Source organism: Alteromonas sp. HB246098 (assembly GCF_054890645.1).
The window spans coordinates 265003-290063 of sequence record NZ_JBTZUG010000004.1; the positions used below are offsets into that span (position 1 = coordinate 265003).

General features: G+C 41.7%; 21 protein-coding genes. 18 read left to right on the forward strand and 3 right to left on the reverse strand.

From position 1 onward, the window contains the following. Nucleotides 1–16 precede the first annotated feature (16 nt). From ACYTPF_RS11175 to ACYTPF_RS11225, 11 genes are all read left to right on the forward strand, one after another. Nucleotides 17–3127, forward strand: coding sequence for an efflux RND transporter permease subunit (locus ACYTPF_RS11175; protein ID WP_461852333.1), 3111 nt, complete (start codon nucleotides 17–19; stop codon nucleotides 3125–3127). 106 nt (nucleotides 3128–3233) lie between these two features. Continuing rightward, the gene (locus ACYTPF_RS11180) at nucleotides 3234–3866 is read left to right on the forward strand and encodes a cation diffusion facilitator family transporter (RefSeq protein WP_334019628.1); all 633 of its coding nucleotides are present in this window, start codon (nucleotides 3234–3236) and stop codon (nucleotides 3864–3866) included. A gap of 255 nt (nucleotides 3867–4121) precedes the next feature. Then, on the forward strand, nucleotides 4122–5333 hold the full coding sequence (locus ACYTPF_RS11185) for a permease (protein WP_461852257.1): 1212 nt from the start codon (nucleotides 4122–4124) through the stop codon (nucleotides 5331–5333). Between the two features lie 188 nt (nucleotides 5334–5521). After that, complete coding sequence (locus ACYTPF_RS11190) at nucleotides 5522–5899, forward strand: hypothetical protein (protein ID WP_189408562.1); 378 nt, start codon at nucleotides 5522–5524, stop codon at nucleotides 5897–5899. Between the two features lie 103 nt (nucleotides 5900–6002). Beyond that, the gene (locus tag ACYTPF_RS11195) at nucleotides 6003–6500 is read left to right on the forward strand and encodes a DUF411 domain-containing protein (protein WP_024017190.1); all 498 of its coding nucleotides are present in this window, start codon (nucleotides 6003–6005) and stop codon (nucleotides 6498–6500) included. Continuing rightward, nucleotides 6500–7885, forward strand: a complete 1386-nt coding sequence (locus ACYTPF_RS11200; RefSeq protein WP_338853901.1) for a TolC family protein — start codon at nucleotides 6500–6502, stop codon at nucleotides 7883–7885. Before ACYTPF_RS11195 ends, ACYTPF_RS11200 begins: the two co-directional genes overlap by 1 nt. After that, the gene (locus ACYTPF_RS11205) at nucleotides 7885–9639 is read left to right on the forward strand and encodes an efflux RND transporter periplasmic adaptor subunit (protein WP_338853900.1); all 1755 of its coding nucleotides are present in this window, start codon (nucleotides 7885–7887) and stop codon (nucleotides 9637–9639) included. Before ACYTPF_RS11200 ends, ACYTPF_RS11205 begins: the two co-directional genes overlap by 1 nt. Nucleotides 9640–9654: 15 nt before the next feature. After that, entirely contained in the window at nucleotides 9655–12816 is a 3162-nt protein-coding gene (locus ACYTPF_RS11210; RefSeq protein WP_461852258.1) for an efflux RND transporter permease subunit, read from the forward strand. Between the two features lie 38 nt (nucleotides 12817–12854). Further along, nucleotides 12855–13202, forward strand: coding sequence for a copper resistance CopC family protein (locus ACYTPF_RS11215; protein WP_009575238.1), 348 nt, complete (start codon nucleotides 12855–12857; stop codon nucleotides 13200–13202). A gap of 18 nt (nucleotides 13203–13220) precedes the next feature. Continuing rightward, a complete protein-coding gene (locus ACYTPF_RS11220; RefSeq protein ID WP_118491396.1) occupies nucleotides 13221–14114 on the forward strand; it encodes a copper resistance D family protein in 894 nt (297 codons plus the stop codon). A gap of 13 nt (nucleotides 14115–14127) precedes the next feature. Next, nucleotides 14128–14598: a YybH family protein gene (locus ACYTPF_RS11225; protein ID WP_040816290.1), complete on the forward strand. Its 471-nt coding sequence runs from the start codon at nucleotides 14128–14130 to the stop codon at nucleotides 14596–14598. 168 nt (nucleotides 14599–14766) lie between these two features. On the opposite strand, the gene ACYTPF_RS11230 is transcribed toward ACYTPF_RS11225, so the two are convergent. Continuing rightward, nucleotides 14767–15204 carry an ion channel gene (locus ACYTPF_RS11230; RefSeq protein WP_147402509.1) on the reverse strand — a complete coding sequence of 146 codons (438 nt, stop codon included), beginning with the start codon at nucleotides 15202–15204 and terminating at the stop codon, nucleotides 14767–14769. A gap of 147 nt (nucleotides 15205–15351) precedes the next feature. Here ACYTPF_RS11230 and ACYTPF_RS11235 point away from each other — a divergent pair, with 147 nt between their 5' ends. Then, complete coding sequence (locus ACYTPF_RS11235; protein ID WP_118491398.1) at nucleotides 15352–15882, forward strand: DUF305 domain-containing protein; 531 nt, start codon at nucleotides 15352–15354, stop codon at nucleotides 15880–15882. Further along, nucleotides 15875–16603, forward strand: a complete 729-nt coding sequence (locus ACYTPF_RS11240; RefSeq protein ID WP_118491400.1) for a MauE/DoxX family redox-associated membrane protein — start codon at nucleotides 15875–15877, stop codon at nucleotides 16601–16603. Before ACYTPF_RS11235 ends, ACYTPF_RS11240 begins: the two co-directional genes overlap by 8 nt. A 611-nt stretch (nucleotides 16604–17214) precedes the next feature. Here ACYTPF_RS11240 and ACYTPF_RS11245 read toward each other — a convergent pair. Both ACYTPF_RS11245 and ACYTPF_RS11250 read right to left on the reverse strand, forming a co-directional pair. Beyond that, nucleotides 17215–18864, reverse strand: coding sequence for a Tn7-like element transposition protein TnsE (locus ACYTPF_RS11245; RefSeq protein ID WP_147402508.1), 1650 nt, complete (start codon nucleotides 18862–18864; stop codon nucleotides 17215–17217). Continuing rightward, nucleotides 18840–20393, reverse strand: a complete 1554-nt coding sequence (locus ACYTPF_RS11250) for a TnsD family Tn7-like transposition protein (protein WP_118491404.1) — start codon at nucleotides 20391–20393, stop codon at nucleotides 18840–18842. Before ACYTPF_RS11250 ends, ACYTPF_RS11245 begins: the two co-directional genes overlap by 25 nt. Before the next feature lie 75 nt (nucleotides 20394–20468). On the opposite strand from ACYTPF_RS11250, the gene ACYTPF_RS11255 reads away from it, so the two are divergent. From ACYTPF_RS11255 to ACYTPF_RS11275, 5 genes are all read left to right on the forward strand, one after another. Then, nucleotides 20469–20702: a helix-turn-helix domain-containing protein gene (locus ACYTPF_RS11255; RefSeq protein ID WP_162889826.1), complete on the forward strand. Its 234-nt coding sequence runs from the start codon at nucleotides 20469–20471 to the stop codon at nucleotides 20700–20702. A 183-nt stretch (nucleotides 20703–20885) separates the two neighbouring features. Next, entirely contained in the window at nucleotides 20886–22061 is a 1176-nt protein-coding gene (locus tag ACYTPF_RS11260; protein ID WP_118491409.1) for an ImmA/IrrE family metallo-endopeptidase, read from the forward strand. Between the two features lie 12 nt (nucleotides 22062–22073). Next, nucleotides 22074–22595 carry a DUF4411 family protein gene (locus tag ACYTPF_RS11265; protein ID WP_205422072.1) on the forward strand — a complete coding sequence of 174 codons (522 nt, stop codon included), beginning with the start codon at nucleotides 22074–22076 and terminating at the stop codon, nucleotides 22593–22595. Between the two features lie 329 nt (nucleotides 22596–22924). Beyond that, nucleotides 22925–23911, forward strand: coding sequence for an LLM class flavin-dependent oxidoreductase (locus ACYTPF_RS11270; protein ID WP_461852259.1), 987 nt, complete (start codon nucleotides 22925–22927; stop codon nucleotides 23909–23911). Between the two features lie 124 nt (nucleotides 23912–24035). Next, nucleotides 24036–25052, forward strand: a complete 1017-nt coding sequence (locus ACYTPF_RS11275; protein WP_461852260.1) for an ABC transporter substrate-binding protein — start codon at nucleotides 24036–24038, stop codon at nucleotides 25050–25052. Nucleotides 25053–25061 lie beyond the last annotated feature (9 nt).

A 25061-nucleotide genomic window follows, 5' to 3' on the forward strand; every position in this document is an offset into this window, starting at 1 on the left:
TTAAGGGAGGCTTATGATGCTAGCTTCCATTATTCGCACCGCAATCGAAAAGCGCGGCATTTTTCTGATGCTTTGTTTTTTGATAATTGGCTTTGGCTTATTCAGCTATCAAAAGCTGCCTATTGATGCCGTACCCGATATCACTAATGTTCAGGTACAAATCAACACACAAGCAAAAGGCTATTCACCGCTTGAAACCGAACAGCGTATCACCTTTTTGGTAGAAAACGTCTTGGCAGGTTTACCAAACTTAGACTACACACGTTCACTATCGCGCTATGGCTTGTCACAAGTGACGGCCGTTTTTGAAGAAGGCACGGATCTCTATTTTGCCAGAAACCTCATAAACGAACGGCTAGGCATTATCAAAAGCCAATTACCCGATGGTATTGAGCCTGAGATGGGGCCGATTGCCACAGGATTGGGTGAAATCTACATGTACACGCTTAGCGCGAAGCCCGGCACAGTAACTGCCGATGGCAGAAAGTTTGATGCAATGGCGCTTCGTGAGTTACACGACTGGGTGGTGAAACCTCAACTGGCCTTAGTGAAAGGGGTAACAGAGGTTAATGCTATTGGCGGTTTTACTAAACAATATTATGTGAAGCCTAATCCTCAACTCATGCTTAATTACGGCGTTAGTACTGACGATTTATTGCGGGCATTGGAGCGAAATAACGCTAATCAGGGCGCTGGGTACATTGAACGCAACGGCCAACAAATACTAGTACGTTCACAAGCGAGACTATCAAGCGTTGAGGACATCGGTAACGTTGTGGTAACGCTTACAAACCAATCTCCCGTTACGGTAAATGATATTGCAGAGGTCGCCATCGGTAAGGAGCTTAGAACGGGCGCTGCAACACGAGAAGGTCAAGAGACGGTGTTGGGCACAGCTATGATGCTAATAGGCGAAAATAGCCGAGCTGTTGCGCTAGACGTGGCTGATAAAGTGGATGAAATCCAAGCAAGCCTGCCAGAGGGCGTAATTATCCAAAGTGTATACGATCGCACTACGCTCGTGGATAAAGCCATCAATACAGTACAAAAAAACCTTGTTGAAGGCGCACTACTCGTTATTGTTGTCTTATTTTTATTGCTGGGCAATATACGGGCAGCAATTATCACCGCCGCTGTCATCCCACTTGCCATGCTTGCCACAATAATAGGCATGGTACAAACGGGCGTTAGCGCGAACCTAATGAGCTTAGGTGCGTTAGACTTTGGACTGATTGTTGACGGAGCGGTTATTATCGTCGAGAACTGTATTAGGCGATTAAGTGAATCGCAGCGGCGAACGGGTGCAATACTGCCTCTTAAAGAACGGCTGGAAGTCGTATTTGAGGCAACGAATGAGGTGATACGCCCAAGTCTATTTGGCGTGATGATAATCACGATTGTGTACATTCCTATCTTTAGCTTAACAGGTGTCGAAGGGAAGATGTTTCACCCAATGGCGGCTACCGTAATATTGGCATTGCTAGCGGCAATGGTATTTTCAATCACCATTGTGCCCGCAGCTGTTGCTATGTTTATGTCAGGCAAAGTCAGTGAAAAAGCGAGTCCAATAATCACTGGGGCTAAATCAGTTTACCGCCCTGTACTGGAGTGGGCATTAAAATTACGATGGTTGGTAGTAGGTGCAGCAACATTACTCGTAGTTATCAGTGTTTGGTTTGGGATGCGCCTAGGTTCTGAATTTGTGCCGCAACTAGATGAGGGTGACATAGCCCTTCATGCAATGAGAGTGCCCGGCACAGGAATTGAACAAGCTGTCGATATGCAAAAACGGCTTGAACAGGTCATTATGCAATACCCACAGGTAAACACCGTATTTGCTAAAACGGGTACTGCTGAGGTGGCTACTGATGCTATGCCACCCAACGTCACTGACACTTTTGTAATGCTAAAACCAATTGATGAATGGCCAAACCCTGCATTATCGAAAACGGAATTTGTCGAGCAATTGGAGAGGGATCTTCAAAATGTACCCGGCAATAACTATGAGTTTACGCAACCTATACAGATGCGCTTTAACGAATTAATTAGTGGCGTTAGGGCAGATTTAGGGATCAAGATATATGGTGATGATCTGGATAAGCTGCGGGATTCAGCTGGTGATGTTTTAGCGGTATTACAAGATATTCCGGGCGCTGCTGATGCACGAGTAGAACAAGTAGATGAGATCCCTATCTTCACGGTGAACCCGAAGCCTTATGCGCTGGCGCGTTACAACTTAGACGTAACTGACTTGCAAACGTGGTTAAGTGCATCAGTTGGCGGCAAAGAAGCTGGTTTGGTATTTGAAGGCGACAGACGCTTTGAGATTGTTGTTCGTTATCCTGAAGAGATTCGCAATGATTTAGAAGCGCTGGGAAATATACCCATCATGACCAATGATGGTGAGTATGTGCCAATCGCCGAGGTGGCTGAGCTTGAATATACCAATATACCCAGTCAAATAAGTCGAGAAAACGCAAAACGCCGTATCGTCGTCACAGCAAATGTGAGAGATCGTGATTTAGGCTCTTTTGTCAATGATGCTAAAGAGCAAATCGCAGCCAATGTGGCACTGCCGAGTGGTTATTGGATAAGTTATGGTGGAACGTTTGAGCAATTGGAAAGTGCAAGTCAACGACTGAGCTTGGTTGTGCCCGCAACGCTTTTCCTGATCCTTGCATTACTTGTGATTGCATTTGGCTCAGTCAAAGACGCCTTGATAATTTTCACAGGCGTCCCTTTGGCATTAACTGGCGGCATCTTTGCTCTTTGGATCAGAGATATGCCTCTTTCAATATCGGCAGGGATTGGTTTTATCGCGCTCTCTGGTATTGCTGTATTGAATGGTCTGGTAATGCTGTCTTTTATCAGGCAGAGGATGGAAGAGACTGGCGAGTTGGTAAACTCGATTATTGATGGTGCAATGACTCGCTTGCGGCCAGTGCTGATGACAGCGTTAGTGGCGAGTCTTGGTTTCGTGCCCATGGCGCTTAACGTAGGTACTGGCGCAGAGGTGCAGCGACCTCTGGCAACGGTGGTCATTGGTGGGATCATATCCTCTACCTTGTTAACTCTGGTTGTACTACCTGTACTCTATAGACTCGTTCACAGCAAAACTGCGATCTAATGTTAAGGGCTTTCTGATTAATGACGAAAGCCCTTATTTCGAATTATCCAGAACGGCGAAACTAGAATATTGTCGTGTCGTTAATTTTTTGACGTTGCAGGAAAGTATGGAACCAACAAGAAAAAGTGATTTGAAAAAGGCGAGAACGCTTCAAATATTAAATGTCATCTATGATGCAATTGAAGTAATAGTCGCTTTAATAGCAGGAATAATTGCCAATAGTTCAGCGCTCATAGGATGGGCATTGGACAGCACAATAGAGGTGATAAGTGCTGCCACCCTTGGCTGGCGTCTACACGGTGAGCTTAAAGGAATTGATGAAGATCAGGTAAATAGACGGAAGAAAATTACTCTCTACGTGATTGCAGTATCATTTACTTTGGTCTGTATATTTATATCTTATGATTCAATTACAAAACTTCTTAGTCAGCAAACTTCAAGCTGGAGCACTATGGGGTTAATCATTTTAGTTACTTCTTTGCTTATCAACCCTATTCTTATTTATTTCAAAAGAAAATATGGTCGTAAGCTGGACAGCCCAGCGTTACTTGCCGATGCCAAAGATACCTTTATCTGTTTATACCAGACTATCGTTGTTCTTGCTGGTTTGCTATTGGTAAATTGGTTAGGTTGGTGGTGGGCAGATCCTGTGGCGGCGTTGCTCATTGTACCTTATGCAGCAAAAGAAGGTTGGGAGGCCTACACTAAAGCAAGAGAAATCAACGTTGATAAGAAGTAACTGGCGAATACAATACTTTCTCTCAAAACTGACTTAATTCATAGTATAGAAACTATAATCGTTTTTTAGTTACTTAGATTTTTATCAGGTAATGCTGTTAACTGAGCAGATAAAACGAAGCGCCTAGTCTTCGGAAGACTACACAGAGTGTACGAAGCCATTTAGCCAATGTTTAGGATATAAAAATCAACAGGAATCCATAAAGCTTTTAACTGAATCAGGGTTAGATTTACATCGTGCGAAAGGAGGGGAAACATGAGTGAGTTTTTAACGCAATGGCAAGAGGCCGCCCACACTACTTTGGGCCTATTTTGGATGGCTTTTTGGGCCTTCGCGCTTGGTTACCTAATAAGCTCAATGATCCAAGTTTTTGTCACCAAAGAGAGAATGCAAAAGTCCATGGGAAAAACCGGACCCAAAAGCGTCGCATTGGGCACTTTCTTTGGTTTTATTTCCAGTTCCTGTTCCTTCGCGGCTTTATCAACAACGCGTGCTCTATTTGCAAAAGGTGCAGGCTTAATCCCTTCGCTTGCTTTCATGTTGGCGTCCACCAATTTGGTGGTGGAATTAGGCATAATCATTTCTATCTTTCTTGGGTGGCAGTTTGTTGTAGGAGAATATGTCGGTGGTATTCTACTTATCCTAGCCGTTTGGCTGTTGGTCAAACTGACGTGTAAAAAAGAGTTTGAGGAAAAGTCGCGAGAGCATGCAAAAAAAGCAGAAGGTGGCGATAACCAAGCGAATAGCAAGGAAAAAAGCTGGAAAGATAAAATAGTGAGTAAAGCGGGATGGCACCAAGTTGCTAGCCGCTACACGATGGAATGGAAGATGGTATGGAAAGATGTAACCATTGGATTCACTGTCGCCGGTATCATTGCGGTATTTGTTCCCACTGAATTTTTTCAATCACTTTTCATCGGAGCCGGGCAAGAATCGAATTCCTTTTTGCAAATTCTTGCGCAAACCATCGTTGGCCCCGTCGCGGCCTTTTTTACTTTTATCGGCTCCATGGGCAACATTCCGCTAGCGGCCGTGTTATTCGGGCAGGGGGTAAGTTTCGCTGGAGTAATGGCGTTTATCTTTAGTGATCTGGTGGTATTTCCAGTGTTGCGGATTCAGGCGCAGTACTATGGCTGGAAAATGGCCATTTATATACTGATTGTATTTCTATGTGCGCTTGTGGGCGTATCGCTCGTCATGCACTATGGACTCGATCTCTTGGGACACTTGCCTGATGCTTCAGGATTTCAGTCAATGACAGATCGTGAGTTTTTTAACATAGACTACACGTTTTTCTTGAACTTGCTCTTTCTCGCGCTAACCACTGCATTCATCGGTTGGCAGTACTATAAAAAAGAAAAATCGATGTCAATTAATCGAAGCCTTGGCGACTGGATACTGCTGTCGCTTTCAATTGTCGCGTATGGATGGCTTGCAATTGGTGTGGCTGTGCTTCCATTTTTCTAATCTACAAGCGCAGTTTTCTTAAATTGGGCGACTTGCATCGAGCCTACTTCTAGCCTCGTCTATACAGTCATATCTGAATTGCTGATAACCGTTGTGCTCAGTTAGTTTTTTTTGAGAGGGAATGCTCTGTATCATTTACACAAACACAAGTTTAGATTATCATGATAAGGTATTTTTAAGAGAACTGTATGTTTAAACCACTTTCAAAAGTCTTAGTTGTTGTTGCCATGCTTACTGCCTTTGTTGGGCAAGCATTTGCTTATACATCTATGTCTTGTGAAATGTCGGCAGATTCTCATCAATCTCATATGACTATGGAACACTCTTCAATGAAGTCTCATGAAGGTATGGAACATGGTGATATGAAGGCTAGTGCTTCAAGTTCAAAAGACTGCTGCGACGTAGACTGTATTTGTCCTGCAAATGCATGTACATCAGTCACATTTTTGAATTCAAACAATGGTTCACCTGATATTTTGGGCTTTACTGAAGCTATAGTGAACCAAGGCGCTGAACACCCAAAGTCAATGTCTACTTCCCTTTTCCGTCCACCAATATTTGCCTAACACAGGGTTAGTGCGTCCAAAATTTACGCACAGAATAACTTTTCTTGTTAATTAATTAAGCGCTATTGCGCCTATATTTTATCCAGCATTGTCTGGGGGCAAAATGATCAAATTATTTTTTAAGTTAGCGGTAGCTATACTGCTAATACCAGCGTTTACTCACGCTACCGAGCATAATCATGAAAGTCATGTCGAAGCAAAGCTAATCGAGTTATTAGTCTACAAAACTCCGACTTGTGGATGTTGCAAAAAGTGGATAACCCATATTGAAGATGAAGGGGTGATTGCGCACTCCAAAGATTACCGCAACATCTCCAATATAAAAACTAAGTACGGTATCAAACCTAATTATCGCTCTTGTCATACAGCCGTTACTAGAAATGGCTTTGCGTTTGAAGGGCATGTGCCTGCCAAATTCATAAAACAATTTTTAGCTGAAAAACACAACAACGCCATTGGTTTGTCAGTCCCAGCGATGCCTGTTGGCTCTCCGGGGATGGAAGTAGGTGAACGTTTTATGCCTTATAACGTGTTGATTCTATTTAAAGATGGTACTAGCGAAGTGTATGCAGAGGTGAAAACCTATGAGGAGCAATTCTAATGAAATTTGGAATTCCAAGTCTGTTAAAGATTACTGTTAGTTTAATGATCGGGTTTTCTGCATTTTATGCCCAAGCAGAAAAGATCATTTCACTTGATCAGGCGATAGCATTAGCACAGCAAAATGACCCTTGGCTGCACGGCAGCAAGTTGAAACAGCAAGCTGTTGAGTATAACAGTATAGCTTCTGGAACATTGCCTGACCCTATTATGTCTGTGGGCATGATGAATTTACCAACAGATACATGGAACTTAGATCAGGAAGGTATGACTCAATTTAAAGTTGGAGTTTCTCAAATGTTTCCTAGAGGAGATAGTTTGGAACTCAAACGACAACAGCTAAAAATCGAATCAACTAAATACCCGCTGTTACGCGAAAATCGTAAGGCGAAATTGAAAAGTGAAGTTTCCCAACTTTGGTTAGACGCTTTTCTAGCGCAACAAACCATTAAGTTAATCGAGAACGATTGGGAACTATTTGAGCAGATGGCGGAGATAGCAAAAGCCAGTTACTCAAATGTGATTGGAAAAACAAGACAACAAGATGTCATTCGAGCACAACTAGAAATCGTTCAATTGGAAGATAGGTTGACAGTCCAGAGGCAAAAATTAGAAACCTCAATTGCTCGTCTAAACGAATGGCTTCATCTTTATGATGACAGTAACTATGAAAAAGCGTTTGATTTTGACGCGCAACCAATGGCATTCAATGTCTCAGAAACTCTACCTGAAATTCGATTGCAAACCCCCGCATTTTTAAAGAAGGCTCATTATTCGCGAAATGCTCTGGCATTAGAATTAGAAAATCACCCTGCGATTCGCTCAATTGATGTTCAGAAAAAAGTGACTGAAACAGCTGTTGATATAGCCAAACAACAATATAAGCCCCAGTGGGGAGTAAACGCCAGCTATGCCTATCGTGATGATATGCCATCAGGAGATAATAGAGCAGACTTGTTTTCTGTTGGTGTGACGTTTGATTTACCGTTATTCACTGAAAATAGACAAGATAAACAAGTTGCCGCATCAATCGCGGAAACAGAAGCTGTCAGAACAGAGAAATTGCTGTTAACAAAACAAATGATTAGCGAAATTGAAAAAGAGCTAAGGCAGCTGAAAAGACTATCAGAAAGGCAGTCAATATATAAAGAACAATTGCTTACGCAAACCCACGACCAAGCAGAAGCTTCGTTGACTGCTTATACCAACGATGATGGTGATTTTTCTGAAGTTGTTCGAGCTAGAATCGCAATGCTTAATGCCAGAATTTCCGCACTAAAAATAGATGTTGATGCATTGAAAACAGTAACTCGTATCAATTATTTCTTCGCACAGTCACATTCAAAATCAGCACCCGCACACACTGGTAAATTCGGAGAGAAATAATGTCATCTAATACAAAAATAATTATCGCGATCATCATTGGTGCAGCAATAGGTGCTGGGACATTGGGTTTATTCCTAAATCCTAACTCTGAAGGACCGAAAACAAATTCTGAAGAGAAAAAGCCGCTTTATTGGGTTGCCCCGATGGATTCTAACTACCGCCGGGACAAGCCCGGTAAATCTCCTATGGGGATGGACTTAATTCCTGTGTATGAAGATGAATCATCAACTGATGACTTCGGCCCCGGTGCTGTTAGGGTCGCTCCTCATGTGGTGAATAATCTTGGTGTTCGTACCGCACCTGTTGAGCTAGAAAATATGCACACTGAAATCTCTACGGTGGGTTATGTACAATATGACGAAGATAAACTAATTCATATCCACCCACGTGTTGATGGCTGGATCGAAAAACTATACGTTAAGGCTGAGGGTGACCCTGTAGAAAAAGGTCAACCCCTTTACAGCTTATATTCTCCCCAGTTAGTTAATGCTCAAGAAGAATTGTTAATCGCCTTAAAGCGCAATAACGGCTCGTTAGTTACGGCAGCTAAAGATCGTCTTAAAGCCTTACAACTTTCAGCAGGCTTGATTAAAGAACTAGAGCAAACAAAAAAAGTTCAACAAACAATTACCTTTTATTCGCCTCAAGCAGGTGTTGTAGATGGGTTAAAGATACGAGAAGGTTTCTATGTGAAACCGGGAGATACTTTGCTTAGTATCGGCAAACTTGACCAAGTATGGGTAGAGGCTGAAGTGTTTGAACGAGATGCAGCGCTTATCAAAGAAGGGTTGCCAGTATCGATGACTCTAGACTACTTGCCCGGAGAAGATTGGACAGGTGTGGTTGACTATGTTTACCCAGCATTAAACAGTAAAACTCGCACACTTGGAGTTCGCTTGAAATTTGGTAATCCTGATTTTCAATTAAAGCCCAATATGTTCGCACAAGTTTCGATCCATGCGAATCAAGCCGACAGTGCGATTATTGTTCCTAAAGAAGCGGTCATACGCACAGGCAAGCAAGACAGAGTCGTCCTCGCCTTAGGTGACGGACAGTTTAAATCAATTGAGGTAACTATTGGTCGAGTTGATAAAGATAGTATCGAGATTCTGAGCGGTTTAAATGAAGATGATGTTGTTGTTACGTCTGCTCAATTCCTAATTGATTCGGAATCAAGTAAGTCATCAGACTTTAAGCGTATGACACATGATGAGGTGCCGAACTCTATCTGGATGCAGGGTGAAGTAAACAGCGTCATGACAGGACATCGTATGGTCAATATTACACATGGCCCGGCTGAAGCTTGGGATTGGCCGGAAATGACAATGGACTTTAATGTGGCTGAGAATGTTGATGTTGACTCTTTAAAGTCAGGTCAATCTTTACACTTCGAGGTGTCTAAAACCGAAGATAGTGGATATGAAGTAACTGGTATTCATATCATGAGTCAGCCAGAAGTATCCTCTGCAACAGTCTCAGGTTTAATTAATGAAATAACCTTAGGCAATCGCACTTTCAATATTAGTCGAGGCCCAATAGAGAAGTGGGATAGACCTGCTGCGACGATGGATTTTATCGTCGCGGAAAATATAGAAATAGCTGACTTTAATGTTGGTGACAACGTCACTTTCACGTTTGAAGTGAGAGATGAATTGGTTATCACTGAAATTTCCCTTGAAGCAAATGAAAAAAACAGCGACGAACATGAGACAAATCATGAACAGAAAGCTGTTGTCGATCATTCGAACCATTAAATAGGGAGATTAGGAATGATTGAATCAATAATTAGATGGTCAGTGGGTAACCGCTTCTTTGTGTTATTAACCACGCTTATCATCGCATTTAGTGGAATATTTGCGTTAAAAAATACACCTGTCGATGCGCTTCCTGATTTGTCAGATGTTCAAGTAATTATCAAAACGAGTTATCCGGGACAAGCACCTCAGGTAGTACAAGATCAAGTAACTTTTCCTTTAACTACTGCGATGCTTTCAGTACCGGGAGCACAAACGGTTCGAGGTTATTCGTTCTTTGGCGACTCATATGTCTACATCATATTTGACGACGACACAGACCTTTATTGGGCAAGGAGTCGTGTGTTGGAGTATTTGAGTCAAGTTGCTTCGAGTTTACCAGATTCAGCAAAACCACAGCTAGGGCCTGATGCAACAGGTGTGGGCTGGGTTTATATATATGCGCTCACTGATAAATCTGGTAATCATGATCTTAGTCAGTTGCGAAGTATCCAAGACTGGTTTTTAAAATACGAGCTTCAAACGGTTCCGGGAGTTTCTGAGGTCGCTGCAATTGGTGGCATGGTTAAACAATACCAAGTTCAAGTTGATCCAGATAAGTTGCGAGCCTACGGCATACCATTGACTCACGTTCAAATGGCGCTGAAAAGAGGTAACCAAGAAACAGGTGCGTCTGTTGTTGAAATGGCCGAAGCTGAGTACATGGTAACTGCCACTGGCTATATTCAATCCGTTGGTGACATCGAAAAAATACCGTTAGGCGTTAATGAGCAGGGTACGCCATTGCGTATTGGCGATATAGCTGATGTTGGATTGGGTCCACAGATGCGCCGAGGGATAGCGGAGTTAAATGGTGAAGGCGAAGTTGTTGGTGGCGTCGTGGTAATGCGCTTTGGAGAAAACGCACAGCAAACAATTGACGGTGTAAAAGAAAAACTTGAATCATTAAAAGCCTCTTTGCCTGAAGGTGTTGAAGTTGTTCCTGTTTATGACAGATCTAAGTTAATTGAACGAGCGGTTAGCAATCTATCAGATAAATTGATTGAAGAGCTAATTGTGGTTGCACTAATTTGTGCGGCATTTTTGTTTCATCTACGTTCTTCCATTGTCGCAGTTATTACCTTGCCTTTAGGAATTTTGGTGTCTTTTATCATCATGTACATGCAAGGTATCAATGCCAATATTATGTCATTAGGTGGGATTGCAATAGCGATAGGAGCCATGACGGACGGTGCAATTGTAATGATTGAAAATATGCACAAGCACATGGAAGCTCTTAATAAAAAGGGCGTGCCATTGACGGATGAAAACCGTTGGCAAATTGTTGCTAAAGCTGCAAGTGAAGTTGGTCCAGCATTGTTTTTCAGTCTACTTATTATCACAGTGTCATTCTTACCAGTCTTTATTCTAGAAGCTCAAGAAGGAAGAATGTTTGCCCCTCTTGCATACACTAAAACCTATGCGATGGCTGCATCCGCTGGATTGGCAATAACTCTGGTTCCCGTTCTTATGGGATATTTTATTCGTGGAAAGATTATATCGGAAAAGAAAAACCCATTGAACCGCGTACTGACCGCTCTGTATATGCCTGTGTTAAGACAGGTTATGAAATTCCCTAAATCAACCATTGTAATTGCGTTATTGGTTACCGCCGTGGGTTTTTGGCCTGTTAATAAGATTGGTAGTGAATTCATCCCGCCATTGGATGAAGGTGACCTGATGTATATGCCAACAACTTACCCCGGCATATCCATTGGTAAAGCTCGCGAATTATTACAACAAACGGACAAGTTACTTCGCACAGTGCCTGAAGTCGAGACCGTCTTTGGCAAAGTTGGTCGTGCTGAAACCGCCACTGACCCTGCCCCTTTAACGATGATTGAAACATTCATTCAGTTGAAACCACAAGAGCAGTGGCGAGACGGAGTAACCACTGAAAGTTTAAAAGCTGAATTTGATGAATTGGTTAAATTACCCGGCTTAACAAATGCTTGGGTGATGCCAATAAAAACCCGGATAGATATGCTAGCGACGGGTATCAAAACTCCTGTTGGAATAAAGGTAGCAGGACCTGACCTTGATAAGATTCAAGAAATAGGTCAGCAAATTGAACAATTGTTACCAGCGGTAGAGGGAACAGCATCGGTTTATTCCGAGCGTGTAGCTGGCGGCCGTTATATCAAGATAGATATTTCTCGTGAAAAGGCGAGTCGATTCGGGTTAAATATTGCTGATGTTCAGCAGGTGGTATCGACGGCTATTGGAGGCATGAATGTCACTCAAACTGTGGAGGGACAAGAGCGTTACCCTGTCAATTTAAGATATCCACAAGACTATAGAGATTCGCCTGAGCAACTCGCTAGATTGCCTGTTATTACTCCGAATGATCAGCGTATCGCATTGGGAGATGTAGCAGATATCCGTGTTGAGAATGGCGCTCCGGGAATAAAAAGTGAAGACGCTCGCATTAATGGCTGGTCATTTATTGATATCGAAGGCGTGGATGTCGGGACATATGTAGCGAATGCTAAAGAGTACCTTGAGCAAAATCTAGAAATTCCAACAGGTTACTCAATCTCTTGGGCTGGGCAGTATGAATATATGGAAAGAGCAAAAGAAAAATTGACATTTGTTTTGCCCTTAACGCTAGCCATTATTTTGATCTTGCTCTATTTGAATTTCCGCTCGTTTAGCGAAGTAGCCATTATTGTCGTGACATTACCTATGGCAATGATTGGTGGCTTATGGCTAATGTATTTGGAAGGATTTAACTTTTCCGTCGCTGTAGGTGTTGGTTTTATTGCGCTAGCAGGTGTTGCCGTAGAGATTGGAGTCATCATGCTGGTTTACTTGAATCAAGCTCTTACAGATCTCAAGGAAAAAGCGACCGAGCGAGCAGAACAGATTTCTGACGCAGATTATCAAGATGCCTTGTTACATGGCGCTGGTTTGCGTGTACGCCCTGTCATGATGACCGTGGCAACAATCATCATCGGTCTATTACCTATTTTATATGGAACAGGCACTGGTTCGGAGGTCATGAGTCGCATCGCAGCACCTATGGTCGGTGGGATGACGAGTGCAGTGTTACTAACTCTCATTGTACTGCCTGCTATTTATTCAATTGTTAAAAAGAGAGAAATAAATTTCTTTAATCAAGAGTTATCAAAAAGCTAAATTTAGTCGTTAAACCATAAATTTTAAAAGAGGTAAATATGAAAGCATTAATCAAAATCTTAGCGGTAATCAGCGTTGTTATTAGTAGCGCTGTGTTCGCACACGTAAATCTTGAAAAAAGTTCGCCTTCGGATAATGCAATGTTAATGACATCCCCAGAGGAACTTACACTTAAGTTCAGTAAAGAAGTGCGTTTAGTCAAAGTATCGTTAAAAAATAAGCAGGGAAAAAAAGTAAAGTTTGGCTTTCAACCTTCAAAAGAAGCGAGCAGTGAATTCTCATGGAAGCTACCTCAGTTGGCTCCAGCCAATTACATCGTAGATGTCACTTTCTTAGGTAAAGATGGTCACAAGATGAAGGACAACTTTGGCTTCATGGTTCATTAATTAAGTAGAGTAATTACTATGGAAATTTATATCTGGAATACGGTCATAGTGCTGACGAAAACTGCGTTCTACGTTGGCTTTGCCTGTATTGCTGGATATACATTTTTTGGCAATGTGTACGGCGGTAATACTTTGGAAAATGGAGAAAGAAGATCATTTAGTCAGATAACCCTTATTGCCGCCTTAATAGCTTTTCTAGCAAATGCAATTTGGTTCTTTGCTAACACTGGCGCAATGGTTGAAGAAGGAATAGTAGGAGCGCTAGACCTAGATATGATTAGTATCATGTGGGATTCGTCAATAGGCGATACCACACTATGGCGCTTGATTGGCCTGATTGGGGTTGCGATAGTAGTAATTTCTTCTCAATTTTGTGTTTGGAAGCTTACTAAATTTGTCTTAAACGCCGTGCTTGTCATATGTCTATTTTTTCTTTCTTATTCATTTACTTTGGCTGGACACGTTTCCGTCATGGGGGTCTTTGAAAAAGGTCTATTAATGGTGCATGTCATTGTAATGGCGTGGTGGTTTGGTGCCCTTTACCCTCTTAAAAAAGCCTGCAATAAGTTGGAATTCGAAAAGCTTTATCAATTGATGGAAAGGTTTGGAAAACAAGCTAGTGTCATGGTAAGTCTGCTCTTAATCGCTGGCTTATTATTGGCAATTCAGTTGGTGGGTGGATTAGATGCTCTGCTATTTACTAATTATGGACAAACCATATTAGTTAAATTGTTGTTAGTGATTTGCGTAATGAAGATAGCCGCTACACATAAATTGAAATTAGTCCCGCAGCTCAAAAATAATGATGACAGAAAAACATTATCCAAATCAATCTCAATTGAAATGTTTGTAGCTATTGCCATTTTATCTGTAACAGCAGTGCTTACTAGTATTGTCGGCCCTGTAAATTAAACCTGAAAAGAGAATGAAAATGAAAAAAAGAAATATACTACTCGTTTTATTAATGACGGTTAGCTTTGTAGTTCACGCTCATGGTGACAAACAAAAAGATAAAGGAATGCTTAAAGGGCTGGATACCCCAGCTGCAAAAGTTGTATTAGCTTTTCATGAAGCGTTAGAAACAAGTAACAAAGAGCTTGCGCGTGCTCAATTAGCTGATGATGTCACCATTTATGAGGGCGGTCGTGTTGAAAGAAGCGCAGACGAATACGCTCATCATCATATGTTGTCTGACATGAAGTACTTGGCGGCTATGAAGAGCGAAACATTAGAGCACCAAGTGACAGTTCTTGGTAATACTGCGATATCGGCCTCGCGTAGTCATACTACAGGCTCTTACAAGGGTAAAGAGCGCGATTACGAAGGTATGGAAACAATGGTGCTGGAAAAACAAAATGGTGAATGGAAAATCAAGCACATTCATTGGTCTCATTAAATTATTGGTAAAAAAGACTGAGAATAAAATTGACTTCACCACAGTGTTATCTGTGCGAAGCTTTGAGAAAAAATGGAACCCAGTATTATCAGGAGTGCGCTAAAGCTTGTCGCAACTTAATTGATATATGTCGGAAAACCGTGAAATCGTGCTGTTGTTCGTAAGAGTTTAATTGCTTTTTTTGTTTGGAATTTCTTGCGAAAAAAGTTTGTAATAAAACGTAGCAGACCATGTCAGCATCATAAAGCCTAGAAGTGATTGCATCGCTGTGATGAATTTAATATGGCCTTCGGGGTTGAACTCACTCAACCCTAGGGTCGTCATAGTCACTAATGAATGGTAAAAGTAATCTCTGAAAATTGGTTTAAACGCTTTAGTAAATTCACCAAGCTCAAGGAGTTGGTGAGCAGCCCAATATATGCCTGTAAAGTAAAATGACTCAACAATATGTACTGCAAATATTATAAGTAATGCAAGCATCGCCTGCCATACCGAAAGACAGCAGTCACATTTTACATAATACCGTTGAAGTCCGTACAGTACATAGTAATGTGTCAAACAGGCCGCTAAGACGCCAACTAGTGCGATTAAAACTGCTAAAACCATTGATCCCCTCTGCTTAACTCAAACTGTCAAACCCTCATAGGTTCATAATGTTGGTTCGCTATTTGCTATAATTCAAGAATTTGGTTTTAAATGGCTTAAGTACGGCCAGATTTATGTAAAGTTTACAAATCTTAATAAGGATTGCTAATGAAATATTCCAAGTTTGCAGCGATGATTATCACCTCTACTATTGCAATGTTCATTATGATGTATCTTAACACCTATACTGTTTCGCATATTTGGTTCAGCGAAACACGCTCGTATATGGCGCTCTATATGGGGGCGGGGATGGCCATAATTATGTTGGCGTTTATGCTGGGAATGTACACCAATAAGAAAATAAATACAGCGATTTTTATTGGGGCGGCATCTGTATTCTTGGTGTGCGTCTATTTGGTTCGCTCTCAGACAACGGTAGCAGATTCTTCTTACATGAAAGCGATGATACCGCATCACTCAATTGCAATATTGACTAGTGAACGTTCAGGCATTGAAGACGTTCGCGTCAGGGAGTTAGCCGATAACATTATCAAGGCCCAGCGCAAGGAAATTAAAGAAATGGAATGGTTAATTAAAGACATTGAAGCCAATGGTAAGGCGATCACACAGGCTGAAGCATCCCAAAGACCAGTTCCATCGTTTGAGGGTAAAGTCGGAAAAGGAGGGGAAGATGAGTAAAACAGTTAAACTATATAGAATGGTGACTGATGAGCATATTTGTCCCTATGGTTTGAGATCCAAAGACTTGTTAGAGAGGCAAGGATATGAAGTAGAAGATCATGAACTCACCTCTAGACAAGAAGCTGACGAATTTAAAGCCAAGCATGATGTACAAACGACCCCACAAGCTTTTATCGACGGCCAACGAGTTGGCGGGTACGATGATTTGAGAGAGTATTTCAATAAAGGTGAAGCAGGGCAAACGGGTACGACGTACACGCCTGTTATCGTCATATTTTCAGTAGCAGCACTTCTGGCTATAGCCGTACAATACTTCGTTGCTGGTTCTTATATTTCTATCAGAACCTTGATGCTATTTATTGCATTTTCGATGACCTTTTTAGCGGTGCAAAAATTAAAAGATTTATACAGCTTTACAAATTCTTTTATCACTTATGATTTGTTAGCGATGAAATGGATAAGATATGGCTATATTTACCCATTTATAGAAGCATATGCAGGGATCGGGATGGTTGCCCAACTGCCGGCGCTGGCAGTAGCTCCTTTCTCATTATTCATTGGAACAGTGGGTGCAATATCTGTCTTCAAAGCGGTGTATATTGATAAACGGGAATTAAAATGTGCTTGTGTCGGTGGTGACAGCAGCGTTCCCCTTGGTTTTGTATCGCTATCTGAAAATTTATTTATGATAGCGGGCGCACTGATTATGTTGTTTTGATAATGTGTTTTAAGACTCGTTAGAGGTCACTAGACAGTTGCATAGCCGCCAACAGTCGAAATATTTAGAGCGTCTCGCTACCTTTTTTAGTGGCCGTAATTGGTACGAACACCACAGGCGGCTTGACGCTGCGCGGTGACGCAACAATACACAGTATTAAGATTCCTCTATTACGTCGTTTGGTGTCAACTATAAAGGTTATACTCAGGTCATATCTGACCTACCAATTTAAAGGTATGGATCCGATTTAATCGGTCAGTCCGTTCAGAGGGATTGCCCATCACGAAAGTGTCTAATAATCAGAAAGGAGCCAGTGGAAGGCGCTGGAAACGCCTCTCACTGGTATTGCGACAGTACAATATCCTCAGCTTTACTATAGCTATTGCTCATGATTTAAGCAAAAAATTCAGTAAGTGACCCCTTAAGGGCTGATTCACCATAAAAAACCGCAACCGCGCCAGATCGCTCTTCGCATTGCCGTTAGCGTAAAAACGCTGATATGCGGGGCGAATACCGACCTCCACCATGCGTCTGTAACACATCATGTAGTACACAACTACCTAGCTTCGATGTCGGTCTCTCGCTACATGCTTTCTGTAAACTAGCATCATTTATATTCTATTGATGGTTTTAATTGTATCGTTTGCCCATTTCGTAACTAGCTGTTTATTCATATTAAAAGGCGAAGAGCTTAGGCTAGGTGGGTGACGTGCAAAAGCAGATTTTATTTTATTCTTCTTTAGGAATTCTCTCGGCCAATTAAGCGAGTTATCTACCAAAGATAAAAGAATTGGATCGACCCTACTTCTAGCTTCATCTAAGCAACCATATTTGAATACCAGAGTTGATAGATGCTTAGTGTCTTTGCTGCAATTGTCAGCGGCAATGTAATCACTCAAATCAATTTCTATCAATGTAAAAGATTCCAGAGTTGAAGTGTCTCGTAAATGAGCTATTGCAGATAGTCGTGGTGCTTTGTTTGGTTTCTTAAGGTGTACCCTTGAGTGTCCTACCTTGCTTAGTTGCTTTGTTTCGAATCCTGCTAGTGCAAAATGTGGCTTTTGTGCAATTATATTGACCATTTCCCTAAATTTGTCAAAAACTGATACGTCAGCCATGTCGCTGGTGTTGCTTGACGTACTCACTGGCACAGCTAATCCTAAAATGTCTGGCAGATCCGTACTAGCAATGTCGCTCCCAGAAACTTCTCGCTCAGTATCATTCACAACTAGCCGTATCTTTCCGCTTTTAGTAAGCGTGTTGGCAGATCGCGATGGTTCCAGAGAAAATTCTGAACTGCTCTTAGACTCAACGATTCTCGCGGGCAGAAAAGTGCTCGCACTTTGTTCGTCATCAATTTCATATAGTTCAGGTGTGGAGCCTTCTTCACGCTTAGTATCATCTGACTTTTTGACTGTGGTAGTCAACCAGTCACGACTAACAAACCGAATGGTCTCTGGAAGTGAGTGAGGAACTTTGCTCAAGCTTGTTATTTCGCTGACGATTTGAATCGGATTTTGCCCGAAAATACCACCGTACTTAAGTACTTTTACGCTTAAAACACAACCATGGAGTGATGGAGCGTCGAAACCAAACGTCCACCACGTAGAGTAGGTATCACGGTTTGAATGTGTTGTGCCCTTAATCGATTTTCGATATTTCAGAAAATTTTCGTTTATCGATAAGAAAGCCTTGCGCCCTGCTTTATCTGCCAGCGTATAAGCGAATTTATTGGCATTGAAAATTCGCTCAAACTGACCTTTTGTTAGTTGGGCTGTCGGATTGACCTGAACGATAAGGTTTTCCGAGTCTGGTGTGAAAGTATAGAAGTCGATAGCTAACGATGTTGGTTCGAGAGCATAGTGAAATATCTTACTATTCTGGAGAAATAGTATTCTTGCGAGTTCTAGCTGAGGTATCGCGACATAACCCTTATTTGTTTCAACTATTAAATAGCGCTCGAATCTTTTGATTCCGTCTACTGGTGGAAGTTGAAGATCCACGCCACTCTTGTTACCAACAATTTTTCGCCACGCGAACGTTGTTATTTGTGTCGGACTTTGAGCATTTTCTGTTCTGTTATATTGCCGTCCGACAGCAAGATCTGAGATAAGAGAAGCTAAAACAGATTTTATTTCTGAATTCTTGAATCTGACCTGTATATACCAGTCAGCTTTATTTGCAGGCCTGAAAAGCTTACCGAGGTAAAGTAACTCATCGTTATCCTCTATACCTTTTATTTTGTATTTTTTATTATCCAATCGATACACCAGCCACATGTTGTTGTTACGACCGATGATATTGATCTTTGTGTATTTATTCTAGCGGCTCGGTATAGCTTCCATGGATTTACGCGTATATTTTTGGCGGTAAAAAAGCGAGCGCTTTGGAGCAATCTTCTGCATTGATAGTCTTCATAAGACTCACTGTAAACCTTTAAAAATTTGTTGGTTAAGGGAAGTTGGCGGAGGTTTTTTTCTATAGTCGCCGAATTGGGCAAGCACGAAAGAAACCATCTCCTCGACCGCCGTGGTGAGTAAATGTCATTTTCTTCGTATAGTGCACGAAATAATAGCTTACACATCGCGAAGTCACGTTTCTGCCAAGAAACTCTGATCAGATCACCCTTTCGCTGAACTCTGTGCTGATGATTAACCTGCAACAACCAGCGTTTGTCAGCCCTGTAGAGTGCAGTATAAAGCTTCTCACTATCACAGTTTGAATACCGGGCGGCTTTCGGTCCGTGCTGCCGTAAAAGAATTAACCATGCATGTTTCCAATTTTCCAACGTTTCTTCTGAATGCTGAAATGAGCTTTTGCTATAGTTTTTTGGGTGTTGTATTGAAGGGATCGGTGAATTCGTAAGAGCGTCCCACCAATTACCGATATTTCCGTTGAAAAAGGGTAGTGCTGCAATCATATGCATCACATACATATGTTGTTTTCTGTGTTTTCTGAAAAGTGATGCGACATTGCCGTCAAAATATGACTTTGTAAAACCCAGCTTCTTTAGCCATCTCCATGTCCAGTAGCCTTTAATAAAATGTGAGATGTCGTTTAGCCTTAAGTAATGGCCTCGGTTGAAATTTCTTTCTAGGGCAAGCTGATGATAAAAATTAGTTAGTTGAGGAAAACTGAACTGATGATGATTGTGCACCAAATGCATGGTCGCCTTGGCGATTAGTTCTTCCTGCCAGAAAGCATATTTGATATTGATTTGGGTTTCGGAACAGAAAGCTAGCTCGTCCAATAAAGGTCGGAACGTATGTCGACTCAAACCATGAATAACATCGTTTGTTAAAACGAAGTGCACGCCATGAACGTGACAGCAATTCGTAAATAGTCCAAACCAGCGCCTGTCCCAAAAAGGTTCACCGAAAAACTCCAATTGTTCCTTAACGCAAACTGGACAGTATCGAAAGAAATGATTCTGTTTCAGTGCGCATGTAGCTATACCTAAACTCGTTGTGTATGTGTTGTTTTTACAAGCAAGCATTTGAGTAAACATCTTTTCTTTAATTCTGGCCTCGCTGAAAGCGGTATAAAGAGGAAATAATGTGTGCTTACTTATGATGTCTGTTGCTGAAAACATCGTAGAAGGTCTAACATTCTCAACGGCACGAGCTATGCCGTTAGGCATTTCTGGTGATGCGATAACAGTCTTCTTTCTGAAAACGTCCTCCAGCAGTAACTTGTCTGGCAGTAAGCCACACCGAACTTTATAACGAGCTAGTACGCTGTAGAACAGCTCGTTTGGGTAAGGCTCTGGAAATAGCGGTAAAGTTACCATAAGTCCCCAATTTCGGGACAATCATGTTTGTCATCATAATAGGGACAAAACACTTTGTCACTTTTTTGGGGACAAATGATAAAATCAACAAACCATCAGAGTTACCAGAAGCTGATTGCTTGGCTTAAAAAGTCCCGTCTCGATCGAGGACTAACCGTTAGGCAGCTTGGTGAGTTGTTGAACGAACCTTTTCAGTTTGTGAGTAAAGTGGAGAAGGGACAGAGAAATTTGTCAGTACATGAGTATGTGCAGTATTGTGAGGCATTGGGTATTGACGCGTGTATAGGATTAAAAGTTTTTAGTCGGTAAAAATGATCGATGAATAATTTTGAGACTTATACGGTAGTGACGGGTATATTTGCACTTAAGTGTTTGAAGAAGTTTGTTAAAATTCTGACGAATTTTATCGCTTTTTATGGTCTAAATACAAAGTAATCGAAGTATGTCTTACGGTGTCGTAGGGTCTTAAAAAGTAATTAGCAGGAAAGGAAAGTGTTAAAAGTTAACGGAAAAATGCTTACTTGGGCGAGAGAAGATTGTGGTCTTTCTTTGGAAGATGCAGCGCTTAAGCTCGGATATAAAGATAGTAAGCAAAGTTCAGCTGCTGAAAAATTACTTCACGTCGAGAAAACTGGAGAAATATCTAAATCCTCATTTACTAAAGCACAAACAACTTACCGTAAGCCTGTATTAACTTATTACCTCAATGAGCCTCCGATTCCTACTAGTGTTGGAGAAGACTTTAGAACGCCTGAAAGTGCTAGTGATCCTAGGCAAAACAACATAGTGAAAGCAATACTCTCTAATGTTGTAGCTAGGCAAAGCATGATCAAAGAGCTTTTGGTGACTGAAGATGAAGTTCAGCATTTGAAGTTTATTGGCTCTTTGAACATGAGCATGGAACCAGAAACTGCCGCTACAAAAATAAGAAAGTTATTTGACATTACTCTCACCGAGTACAGAAAAGGCACTGATTATGGACGCTCCTTTAATTATTTAAGAAAGAAAATTGAAGCAAAGGGAATTTTTGTACTGATAAAGGGAAACTTAGGCAACTATCACAGTGATGTTGAGGTCGGTACGTTTCGCGGTTTCGCTATCAGTGATGAAATAGCTCCATTTATTGTTATTAATCATCAGGAAGCAAAAAGTTCCAGAGCATACACTCTACTTCATGAGCTAACTCACGTCTTATTGGGCAAGACAGGCATCAGTGCTGATGTAGGCGAAGATAAAGTTGAAAGGTTTTGTGATAGGGTCGCGAGCCTCGTTTTATTGAGTGATCATGAGTTAAAATATTTTTCTCCGGCAACCGAACTGTTTTCTCAACTATCCAAAGACATAAGTGACTTTGCCTTAGCTAAGAAAGTTAGCAGTACTCAAGTTGCATATCGCCTTTTTCAACTTCACAAAATTACAAGTAGTGCATACAGGAAGCTATGTAAATTCTATTACGAGCAATGGCTTAGTAGTAAAAAGGCCGAACGCAACAAAGATGGCGGCGGTCCAAACCAAAATGTAATTAAGAAAAGCTACTTAGGTGGGATAGTCGATTTTGTTCATAGAATGTTTGAGTCCGGTGCTATTAGCTCCACTCAAGCAGGCATTGTGTTGGATACGCACCCAACTCGTTTGGGCAATTTTTTCAATAACGCTACCCCCCATTGATAAGGAAGTCATTTGCTATATTTAATGGACGCCAATACTTTCATTGAGGCAAAAGAGCTTTATTACCCTTTCGATATTGTTCCTGAGTATTGGGATTGGTTGGTTTATCAAGGTAGTCTTCAAAACTTAAAAGTACCCGTCGAAATATACACTGAAATAAATGGGGCAAATCAAGATAAAAAATATCATGATGAGCTAGCGAAATGGGCTCGGACAGTAGACGTAAAGAGTAATCTGGTGCTCGATGAAGAATTAGATTACGGTTTGGTTAATACTGTAATTACACAAGGGTATGTCGCTTCACCTACGGAGGCAGATTTGCTGAAAATGGGTAGAGATCCATTCTTAATTGCATACGCACTAACAGACCCTCAAAACATTACTGTTGTGACAACCGAAGCAAGCAAGCCAACAAAAAAAGGAGCTAACCGTCATGTACCGGATGTTTGTAAACATTTCGGAGTGCAATGCTGTAACACCTTTAGCTTGGTTCGCTCACTTGGTTTTTCTACCAATTGGAAAAAATCTGTGTGATAACAGTAGTCGCCAAAAAAGAGTTTTTTATTCGTGCTACAGGCTTGTTACCAAATATAATATACTATGAACTACTTAAATTAATATACGCCTACATTTAATGTGCTTAAAAACAAAGCCTGCAATTAACAAACTCGCAGGCTTTTTTATTTCTCAGAGGTTTTCGCTGAAAGAAAGTAGCGACGAATTAAGCCTATTCACTTATTTACTCACGTCACTTCATCGACAAACCCTCCCCAGCCGTCTTAAACCATCAAAACAACCGTTGTAAAACGGTCGGCACGTTCATACTTATAAATTATCACTCAGTTTCAACATTGCGAGGCACCATGGCTATTCCTTATTCACTGCTCGATTTAGCGCCTATATCTGAAGGGTACAGCGTTAAAGACGCGCTAAACAAATCCAAGCTAATGGCTATGGAAGCGGAGCGCAGTGGCTATGAAAGAGTGTGGTTAGCGGAGCACCACGGTATGCATGGTGTAGCCAGCTCTGCCACCTCTGTAGTGTTAACGCACATTGCTAATGCTACCTCTACCATCAAAATTGGTGCAGGTGGCATAATGCTGCCTAATCATGCGCCTTTGGTTATTGCTGAGCAATTTGGCACGCTAGCTGAGTTATTTCCCAATCGCATAGAGCTTGGGCTGGGCAGAGCGCCAGGAACTGATATGGCAACGGCAAGAGCGCTTCGTCGAAACTTACAAAGCGATATAGATAGCTACCCAGAAGACATTCAGGAACTTCAGCATTACCTGGGCACACCTAAAGAGGGGCAGCCAATTGTTGCAGTACCTGGTGCCAATACACAGGTGCCCTTGTGGTTACTTGGTTCTAGCTTGTACAGTGCCCAGGTGGCGGCAAAAATGGGGCTGCCTTATTCATTTGCTTCCCACTTCGCACCCGATGCGCTATTTGATGCCCTTCATGTGTATCGCAACATGTTTAAACCTTCGTCCCAATTATCAGCACCCAAGGCCATGGCAGGTGTAATGGTGGTTATTGCTGAAACCGATGAAGAGGCAGAATTGTTATTCACGTCGGTGAAGCAGCAGTTTATGAACATGCGACGTGGTCTTAACAAGCCTTTTGCTAAACCTATGCCTAACTTTGACGAATATTGCACGGCGACAGATGAGGCCATGTTATCTAGTGTACTCAGATATGCCTTGGTTGGCTCGAAAGAAACCGTGCGAAGCAAGCTCGCTGAATTTATCGAGGCAACGGATATTGATGAGATTATTGTGTCTATGCCAATTTACGATATAGAAGCGCGCTTATTTAGCGTTAAAGCGTTTGCAGACATCGCATCCTAGCACCTAAAAAGTTATGACCAGTTTTACGTATCTGGTCATAACTTCTTCTATGCAATGCGCAAGAATAACTTTATGATATACAATGGTATGTGTATTTTCATTTTGGTGTTGCAGGTTTACAGTCATGCTTAAGGTCTGGTTTTTCTTTGCTCTTGCATTTCTCGCATCGAGCCTAAGCTCTGCACATGCGAAAGAAGCACTGGACCTTGTCATTATTGAAACGCTCCCCGTACCTATTGTTGCTGAATCGCGAGGCGAATTTGAGAAAGAGCTCATTCGAATTATGCCCGAGCACGATATCAACATAACTACATATAACGCTGAAGGCTCTGAGATTCGCGCTAAAGAAATACTTGACGAACTAGCGCAAGAGTCCAAACCTGATCTCATTGTGTCTGTCGCTACCTTAGCTACTCGTGCACTAAATGCTGCTGAAGAATTTATTGAAACGCCAAAACTCTTTATGGTGGTTTCCGCTCCCGTTGAGGAAGGCATTGTTCCTGCCATCGGCGCTGTGAGTAAACGTAATATGACGGGCGAGTCACACGTACTCGATGCTAAGGTAAAGCTTGATATGTTGGACGGCGTGCTTAGAGCATCAAATCCCGAAACGCCATTTACGATAGGTTTAGTGCATTCTACCTATCCCTCATCAAGTAACCTGGTCAACCAATTACTAGCGTTAGACAGTGAGTATGAGAATATAAACTTAGTCGCAGTCAGTACGCCTTATTTAGAAGGCGATGACGGACTTGTTGAAATGACGGATAGTATTGTGGCTAGCTTGGATCAAAAGAGCGGAGAACTGGACGGCTATTGGTTGTCATCAGGCCCCTTAGCAGAAGCCAAAGGGTTAGTTAAAAAGGTTAACGAGAAGACGGGATTACTCCCTTTATTCGCTGAAAGTATTTCATCAGTTAAAAAAGGCGCGCTTATTGGTGTGGTATCTGAACCGGCTAGTATTGGAAAATCAGCGGCAAGAAAAGCAAAACTGATACTTCAGAGAAAATCGGCGAGAGACATTCCCGTTGGCAAAATGGACACGTACACTGTTGCAGTAAACGTAACTACGGCAATTAAATTACAATTGCCCATTCCATCAAGTTACTTAAAACTCTCGAAAGAGCATGTGTATCAATAAGGCCTAATT

Excerpts from the sequence above, each read along its gene's own strand:
- ACYTPF_RS11175 (WP_461852333.1), top strand. The coding sequence starts at position 17 with ATGCTAGCTTCCATTATTCGCACCGCAATCGAAAAGCGCGGCATTTTT.
- ACYTPF_RS11180 (WP_334019628.1), top strand. The coding sequence starts at position 3,234 with ATGGAACCAACAAGAAAAAGTGATTTGAAAAAGGCGAGAACGCTTCAA.
- ACYTPF_RS11185 (WP_461852257.1), top strand. The coding sequence starts at position 4,122 with ATGAGTGAGTTTTTAACGCAATGGCAAGAGGCCGCCCACACTACTTTG.
- ACYTPF_RS11190 (WP_189408562.1), top strand. The coding sequence starts at position 5,522 with ATGTTTAAACCACTTTCAAAAGTCTTAGTTGTTGTTGCCATGCTTACT.
- ACYTPF_RS11195 (WP_024017190.1), top strand. The coding sequence starts at position 6,003 with ATGATCAAATTATTTTTTAAGTTAGCGGTAGCTATACTGCTAATACCA.
- ACYTPF_RS11200 (WP_338853901.1), top strand. The coding sequence starts at position 6,500 with ATGAAATTTGGAATTCCAAGTCTGTTAAAGATTACTGTTAGTTTAATG.
- ACYTPF_RS11205 (WP_338853900.1), top strand. The coding sequence starts at position 7,885 with ATGTCATCTAATACAAAAATAATTATCGCGATCATCATTGGTGCAGCA.
- ACYTPF_RS11210 (WP_461852258.1), top strand. The coding sequence starts at position 9,655 with ATGATTGAATCAATAATTAGATGGTCAGTGGGTAACCGCTTCTTTGTG.
- ACYTPF_RS11215 (WP_009575238.1), top strand. The coding sequence starts at position 12,855 with ATGAAAGCATTAATCAAAATCTTAGCGGTAATCAGCGTTGTTATTAGT.
- ACYTPF_RS11220 (WP_118491396.1), top strand. The coding sequence starts at position 13,221 with ATGGAAATTTATATCTGGAATACGGTCATAGTGCTGACGAAAACTGCG.
- ACYTPF_RS11225 (WP_040816290.1), top strand. The coding sequence starts at position 14,128 with ATGAAAATGAAAAAAAGAAATATACTACTCGTTTTATTAATGACGGTT.
- ACYTPF_RS11230 (WP_147402509.1), bottom strand. The coding sequence starts at position 15,204 with ATGGTTTTAGCAGTTTTAATCGCACTAGTTGGCGTCTTAGCGGCCTGT.
- ACYTPF_RS11235 (WP_118491398.1), top strand. The coding sequence starts at position 15,352 with ATGAAATATTCCAAGTTTGCAGCGATGATTATCACCTCTACTATTGCA.
- ACYTPF_RS11240 (WP_118491400.1), top strand. The coding sequence starts at position 15,875 with ATGAGTAAAACAGTTAAACTATATAGAATGGTGACTGATGAGCATATT.
- ACYTPF_RS11250 (WP_118491404.1), bottom strand. The coding sequence starts at position 20,393 with ATGGTAACTTTACCGCTATTTCCAGAGCCTTACCCAAACGAGCTGTTC.
- ACYTPF_RS11255 (WP_162889826.1), top strand. The coding sequence starts at position 20,469 with ATGATAAAATCAACAAACCATCAGAGTTACCAGAAGCTGATTGCTTGG.
- ACYTPF_RS11270 (WP_461852259.1), top strand. The coding sequence starts at position 22,925 with ATGGCTATTCCTTATTCACTGCTCGATTTAGCGCCTATATCTGAAGGG.
- ACYTPF_RS11275 (WP_461852260.1), top strand. The coding sequence starts at position 24,036 with ATGCTTAAGGTCTGGTTTTTCTTTGCTCTTGCATTTCTCGCATCGAGC.